Raw genomic sequence first — 6,010 nt, forward strand, 5'->3', positions numbered from 1 at the left:
GCACGATGCCCTTGCGTGCGATGGAGGCAGGTTCCTCGCCGGTGATGTCCTGGCCGTTGTAGATGATCTGGCCGGAGGTGGGCTTGAGGAACTTGGTCAGGAGGTTGAAGCAGGTGGTCTTGCCGGCGCCGTTGGGGCCGATCAGGACGTGGATGTCACCGCGCTGTACCTGGAGGTTGACCTTGTTGACCGCCACGAATCCCTTGAATTCCTTGGTCAGGTCCCTGGCTTCGAGAATGATGTCGCTCATCGTGTGTAATCCTTCTGTCCACAGGACGGAAAATGCCTGGCGGGGCAGGAGTGTGTTGTCGGGTACTTCATGGCATGACCCACTGGATGGTCTTGGCGGTGCCCATCAGGTAGTCCTGGTTGGCGTCGGCCACCTTGCGCAGGTACTCCCAGAGCACCTTGACCCGGGCCAGTTCGCGGCGGTCTTCCGGCGCGGTCAGCCAGAAGGTGCGCGTGACCTGGATCTCGTCCGGCAGCACGGGTACCAGGTTCTGCACGGTATGCGCCAGGAAGCAGGGGAGGAAAGCCAGACCGACACCGGCCTGCACTGCCTGGAACTGGGCAATCACGCTGGTACTGGAAAAGCAGGGCTTGACCGATGGCAGCCAGTCATGCAGTGTGAATTGCTGGCTGGTGAATTTCAGGTCGTCCACGTAATCGATCCAGCGATGCTGTTCCAGGTCACTGAGGGTCGTGATGGGGGCGTGGCGATCCAGGTATTCCCGCGTGGCATAAGGCAGCAGCCGATAGTCACACAGCCTGGAGGTCACGAACTGGTCGTTGCTCGGCCGTTCCAGCGATACCGAGGCGTCGGCTTCACGCTTGGACAGATTGATATTGCGTGGCATCGGCAGCAGCTCGACCGAGATGTTCGGATAGCGTGCGCAAAAACGGGCCAGATGCGGAGACAGGAAATAGCTGCCAAAACCTTCCGTCGCTCCCAGGCGGATATCGCCTGTGAGCGAGGTGAGATCATTGAAGACTTCGGATTCAATGGCAGCAATGGATATCTCCATCTTCTCCACATGCTCCAGCAACCGGTGGCCGGCAGCCGTCAGGCGGTGGCCCTGCGAGTTGCGATCGAACAGGCGTGACGCAATATCCTTTTCCAGCTGATGCAGGCGACGTGAAATGGTCGACTGGTCAATGCCCAGCAGGACAGAAGCATCCAGTGCCGATTGCGCACGCGCCACGGCCAGGAATATTTTCAGGTTGTCCCAATTGAAGCTGTTCATCGTCTGTCTGCGTCAAAAATCTCTGGAAACGGAAGTCCTCAACCTGTCTTTTGCAGCAGCTGGATCACGCTGGAGCAGTCCATGCCGCCCTTGCCGGACAGGCTGTGCGCGGCGTACAGGCTGCGCGCCATGGCGCCCAGCGGCGTGCTGGCTCGTACCTGCATGGCATTGTCTTGCGCCAGACCCAGATCCTTCAGCATCAGGTCGGTGCCGAAGCCGCCGGTGTAGCCGCGGCTGGCCGGTGTACCGTCCATCACGCCCGGCACCGGGTTGTACTTCTCCAGCACCCAGTTGCCACCGGAACTGCGACGCATGATCTCGGCCAGAGCTTTCGGATCCAGGCCATTGGCCATGCCGAGAGCCATCGCTTCGCTGGTGCCGATCACCAGGATGCCGAGCAGCATGTTGTTGCAGATCTTGGCCGTCTGGCCAGCGCCAATGGCACCGGCGTGGAAGATGTTGGCGCCCATTCTTTCCAGCAGCGGACGGGCACGCTTCAGCGCCTGGTCCGGACCACCGACCATGAAGGTCAGGGTGCCGGCAGCGGCACCGGCGGTACCGCCGGAAACCGGGGCATCGATGAAGTCGTAGCCTTTGGCCTGGGCGGCAGTGCCGACTTTCTGGGCGCTGGCGGCTGCAATCGTGCTGCAATCGATGATCAGCGCACCGGCTGGCAGGATGTCGAGCAGGCCGGGGTGGCCGTCCTTGCCGAGGTACAGGGCCTCGACATGGGCGCTGGCGGGCAGCATGCTGACGACGACGTCGGCCGTGCTGGCAGCGTCGATGGCGCTGGTGCCGATGCTGACGCCTTCGGCCTTGACCGTGTCGCAGGCGGCCTGGGACAGGTCAAATGCCTTGACCGTGTGGCCGGCTTTCTGCAGGTTGATGGCCATGGGGCCGCCCATGTTGCCGATACCGATGAATGCGATGTTCATGACATTTCCCTAGGTGCTGATCTGAAGGCGAGCCCGGCTCGCCTTCAGAGGTTCATGGTGTGGCGGATCAGGACTTGTCCGACACCGGGTTGAACGCCAGGGAAACGTCTGTCGGGGCGGCGGCCGCATCAGGCCAGCGCTGGGACACCGTCTTGAACTTGGTGTAGAAGCGCGCCGCATCCGGGCCATACAGGTGACCATCACCAAACTTGGAGCGGCGCAGGCCACCGAAGTTGAAGTAGGAGACCGGCAGCGGCACCGGCACGTTGACACCGATCATGCCGGCTTCGACTTCGTTCATGAAGCGGTGTGCCGACTTGCCGTCACGCGTGAAGATCACCGAGCCGTTGCCGTAGTCGTGGGCGTTGGTGATGGCGATGGCTTCATCCAGCGAGGCGGCGCGCATGATGCCACGTGCCGGGCCAAAGATTTCTTCCTTGTAGAATGTCATGTCCATGGTCACGTGATCGAACAGCGTGGGGCCAATGTAGTAGCCATTGGCGTGACCCGGAATCTGGATACCACGGCCGTCGATGACCAGCTCGGCACCGGCGTCGATCGCCTCGGCGATGGCCTTTTCCACGGCGTCCTTGGACTGGGCCGACACCACGGCACCGAAGTCGGCCTTGGGATCGTTGTAGGGGCCGATATGCAGCGCCTTGATCTTCTCGATCACCAGCTCGCGCAGCTTGACGGCAGTTTCTTCGCCCACCGGCAGCAGCAGCGAGATGGCCATGCAGCGCTGGCTGGCAGAACCGAAGCCGGCGGAGACAAAGGCTGCTGCAGCAGCATCCAGATCGGCATCGGGCATCACCACCATGTGGTTCTTGCCGCCGGTGAAGGAGGCCACGCGCTTGTTGTTGGCTGTGCCTTTCTGGTACACGTATTCGCCCACGCCGGTAGAGCCGACGAAGCTGACTGCGGCGATGCCGGGGTGCTCCAGCAGTGCGTCCACGACTGCCTTGTCACCGTGCACGATGTTGAACACGCCGTCCGGCAGACCGGCTTCCTTCAGCAGGCGCGCCAGGATCATGGCTGCGCCCGGCACTTTCTCGGACGGCTTCCAGACGATGGCGTTACCCACGGCGATGGCCATGCCCATCATGACCATGGGCACCATGATCGGAAAGTTGAACGGAGTGATGCAACCGACCACACCGACCGGTACACGCATGGAGAAGACATCAATGCCGCCGCCGACGTTGACGGAAAACTCGCCCTTGGTGACGTGGGGTTCGTTGGTGGCAAATTCGATGCCTTCAATGGCACGGCCGATTTCGCCCTTGGCGTCGGCAATCGTCTTGCCGTGTTCGCGGCCGATGACTTCTGCCAGTTCGTCGGTGGCGGCAATCATCAGTTCACGCAGCTTGTACATCACGGCAATGCGCGTGGCATGCGAGGTCTTGGACCATGTCTGCGCGGCAGCGGTGGCGACCTGGACGGCCTGGTCCATGGTGGCCTGGTCGCCATAGGCGCAGCGTGCAATTTCTTCACCGGTGGACGGGTTGAAGATGGGGCCGGTGCGGCTGCCCTCGGGCGCCTGGATCTGTCCTGCAATGTAATGGCCGATGATGTCGCTCATGTTGTCTCCGTAAGTGGTAGTGCTCTGGTGTTCCTGAGGCAGGACGGGGCGTCATGCCTCTTGAGTACAAGCCAGGCGCGGGATGTGTCTGCTGCTTGACTCTGTCATTATTCTGAAACAGCGTTTCTGCATCCCAATTGCACTATTTTCATTTCCCACATGCATATATGCATAACTAACTCGGGTTTTCCTTGATTTGCAAGAGCGTTTCGGACCAATATTGAGTAAAAAACTCGGGTTATTGCTGATTTTTTGCCTATGTTTTCCGCAAAATTACGGGTGGCGCTTTCCATTACGGAAGTGGAGCCTAGGGAAAACGCTAGTGGTCGGCAGTGAGGGAAATCCGTGTTTGGCCCTAAATTGCTGCGGTGCACATAAGGCATCTGCCAGTTTCCATTAAAAAACCCCGCCGAGGCGGGGTTGTATCGTCAGTTCGAAAAGGGTCAGGTCGGGCGCTTCCTGAACCGCTCCACAAAGGCCAGCCACTCGCCCACCATGCCACGGCGGAACAGCATCACGCAGATCACGAAGATGAAGCCGATCACCAGGTTGACCTGCTCGCCCAGGCTGTTGAACCAGTTCACGCCGGTCAGGTTGGCCAGGAAGTTGCCGATGTTGCCCAGGCGGTTCTCCAGGATCACCACGATGGTGGCACCGACCACCGGGCCCAGCAGCGTGCCCATGCCGCCAATCAGCGTCATCAGGATCACCAGACCCGACATCGACCAGTGCACGTCGGTCAGCGTGGCAAAGCCCAGCACCACCGTCTTGGTCGCACCGGCCAGGCCGGCCAGCGCCGCCGACAGCGTGAAGCACAGCAGCTTGAAGCGGTCCACGTCATAGCCCAGCGAGATGGTGCGCGGCTCGTTCTCCTTGATCGCCTTCAGGATCTGGCCGTAGGGCGAATGCACGGTACGGTAGATCAGCAGGTAGGCGGCCACCACGATGGCCAGCACCACGTAGTACATGGTGAAGTCGTTGTTCAGGTCCAGCACGCCGGCAATCATGCCGCGCGGCACGCCTTGCAGGCCGTCCTCGCCGCCGGTGAACTTGGCCTGCAGCGCGACGAAGAAGAACATCTGCGCCAGCGCCAGCGTGATCATGGCGAAGTAGATACCCTGACGGCGGATCGCGACATAGCCCATGATGACGCCGATGACGGTGGCAAAGGCGGTACCGGCGATGATGCCGATGACCGGATCGGGAATCACCTGGGTCATGACCCAGCCGGTGATGTAGCCGGCGCCGCCGAGGAAGGCGGCGTGGCCGAAGGAGAGCAGGCCGGTATAGCCGAGCAGCAGGTTGAAGGCGCAGGCAAACAGGATGAAGCACAGCAGCTTCATCATGAACACGGGGTACACCATGAAGGGTGCAGCCAGTGCCAGTAGCAGGAGGATGGCGTAGCCGATGGTCTTGTTCATTTGGAATACCTTCTGCAATTACTTCTCTTTGCCGAACAGTCCCGCGGGGCGGAACATCAGCACCAGCACCATGATGACGAACACCACGGTGGTAGAGGCCTCGGGGTAGAACACCTTGGTCATGCCCTCGATCACGCCCAGCGCCAGGCCGGTCAGGATGGAGCCGAGGATGGAGCCCATGCCGCCGATTACTACCACGGCGAAGACGACGATGATCAGGTTGGAGCCCATCAGCGGGCTGACCTGCAGCACCGGGGCCGCCAGCACGCCGGCAACGGCTGCCAGTGCCACGCCCAGGCCGTAGGTCAGGGTCACCATCAGCGGCACGTTGATACCGAAGGCCTCGACCAGCTTTGGGTTCTCGGTACCGGCACGCAGCAGGGCGCCGAGCTTGGTCTTCTCGATCACGAACCAGGTGCCCAGGCAGACCACCAGCGAGGCGAACACGACCCAGGCGCGGTAGTTGGGCAGCACCATGAAGCCCAGGTCGGTGGAGCCGCGCAGCAGCTCAGGGGCGCTGTAGGAGAGGCCGGAAACACCATACTGGGTACGAAGCAGGCCTTCGACCACCAGCGTGATGCCGAAGGTCAGCAGCAGGCCGTAGAGGTGATCCAGCTTGTAGAGGTGCTTGAGGAAGAGTTTCTCGATGACGATGCCGAGCAGGAAGACGACCAGCGGCGAGAGGAACAGCATGACCCAGTAGCTGAGTCCCAGGTATTGGCCGCCCATCCAGGCGAGCATGGCACCAAGCATGAACATGGCGCCGTGGGCGAAGTTGACGACGTTGAGCAGGCCGAAGATGACGGCCAGGCCGAGGCTGAGCATGGC

General features: G+C 61.3%; 6 protein-coding genes. All 6 read right to left on the reverse strand.

Features of this window, described 5'->3' with window-relative positions; all coding sequences use genetic code 11:
* Positions 1 to 250 (reverse strand): ATP-binding cassette domain-containing protein (locus tag V1261_RS11900; RefSeq protein ID WP_329772026.1); only part of this gene is annotated, 250 nt, incomplete at its 3' end.
* Positions 251 to 317: 67 nt separating this feature from the next.
* Positions 318 to 1,244, reverse strand: a complete 927-nt coding sequence (locus V1261_RS11905; RefSeq protein WP_329772027.1) for a LysR family transcriptional regulator — start codon at positions 1,242 to 1,244, stop codon at positions 318 to 320.
* Positions 1,245 to 1,282: 38 nt separating this feature from the next.
* Positions 1,283 to 2,179 (reverse strand): 3-hydroxyisobutyrate dehydrogenase, encoded by an 897-nt coding sequence (gene mmsB / locus V1261_RS11910; RefSeq protein WP_329772028.1) that lies wholly within the window; start codon positions 2,177 to 2,179, stop codon positions 1,283 to 1,285.
* A 67-nt stretch (positions 2,180 to 2,246) separates the two neighbouring features.
* On the reverse strand, positions 2,247 to 3,761 hold the full coding sequence (locus V1261_RS11915) for a CoA-acylating methylmalonate-semialdehyde dehydrogenase (protein WP_329772029.1): 1,515 nt from the start codon (positions 3,759 to 3,761) through the stop codon (positions 2,247 to 2,249).
* Positions 3,762 to 4,204: 443 nt separating this feature from the next.
* Positions 4,205 to 5,182 carry a branched-chain amino acid ABC transporter permease gene (locus V1261_RS11920; RefSeq protein ID WP_329772030.1) on the reverse strand — a complete coding sequence of 326 codons (978 nt, stop codon included), beginning with the start codon at positions 5,180 to 5,182 and terminating at the stop codon, positions 4,205 to 4,207.
* 18 nt (positions 5,183 to 5,200) lie between these two features.
* Positions 5,201 to 6,010: branched-chain amino acid ABC transporter permease (locus V1261_RS11925; protein WP_329771975.1), on the reverse strand; the 810-nt coding region annotated here is incomplete at its 5' end.

Source organism: Brachymonas sp. J145 (genome assembly GCF_036312245.1).
Lineage (GTDB): Bacteria > Pseudomonadota > Gammaproteobacteria > Burkholderiales > Burkholderiaceae_C > Brachymonas > Brachymonas wangyanguii.

Bases quoted from the DNA above. Each gene is read 5' to 3' on its own strand.
- V1261_RS11915 (WP_329772029.1), bottom strand. From the start codon at position 3,761: ATGAGCGACATCATCGGCCATTACATTGCAGGACAGATCCAGGCGCCC.
- mmsB (WP_329772028.1), bottom strand. From the start codon at position 2,179: ATGAACATCGCATTCATCGGTATCGGCAACATGGGCGGCCCCATGGCC.
- V1261_RS11905 (WP_329772027.1), bottom strand. From the start codon at position 1,244: ATGAACAGCTTCAATTGGGACAACCTGAAAATATTCCTGGCCGTGGCG.
- V1261_RS11920 (WP_329772030.1), bottom strand. From the start codon at position 5,182: ATGAACAAGACCATCGGCTACGCCATCCTCCTGCTACTGGCACTGGCT.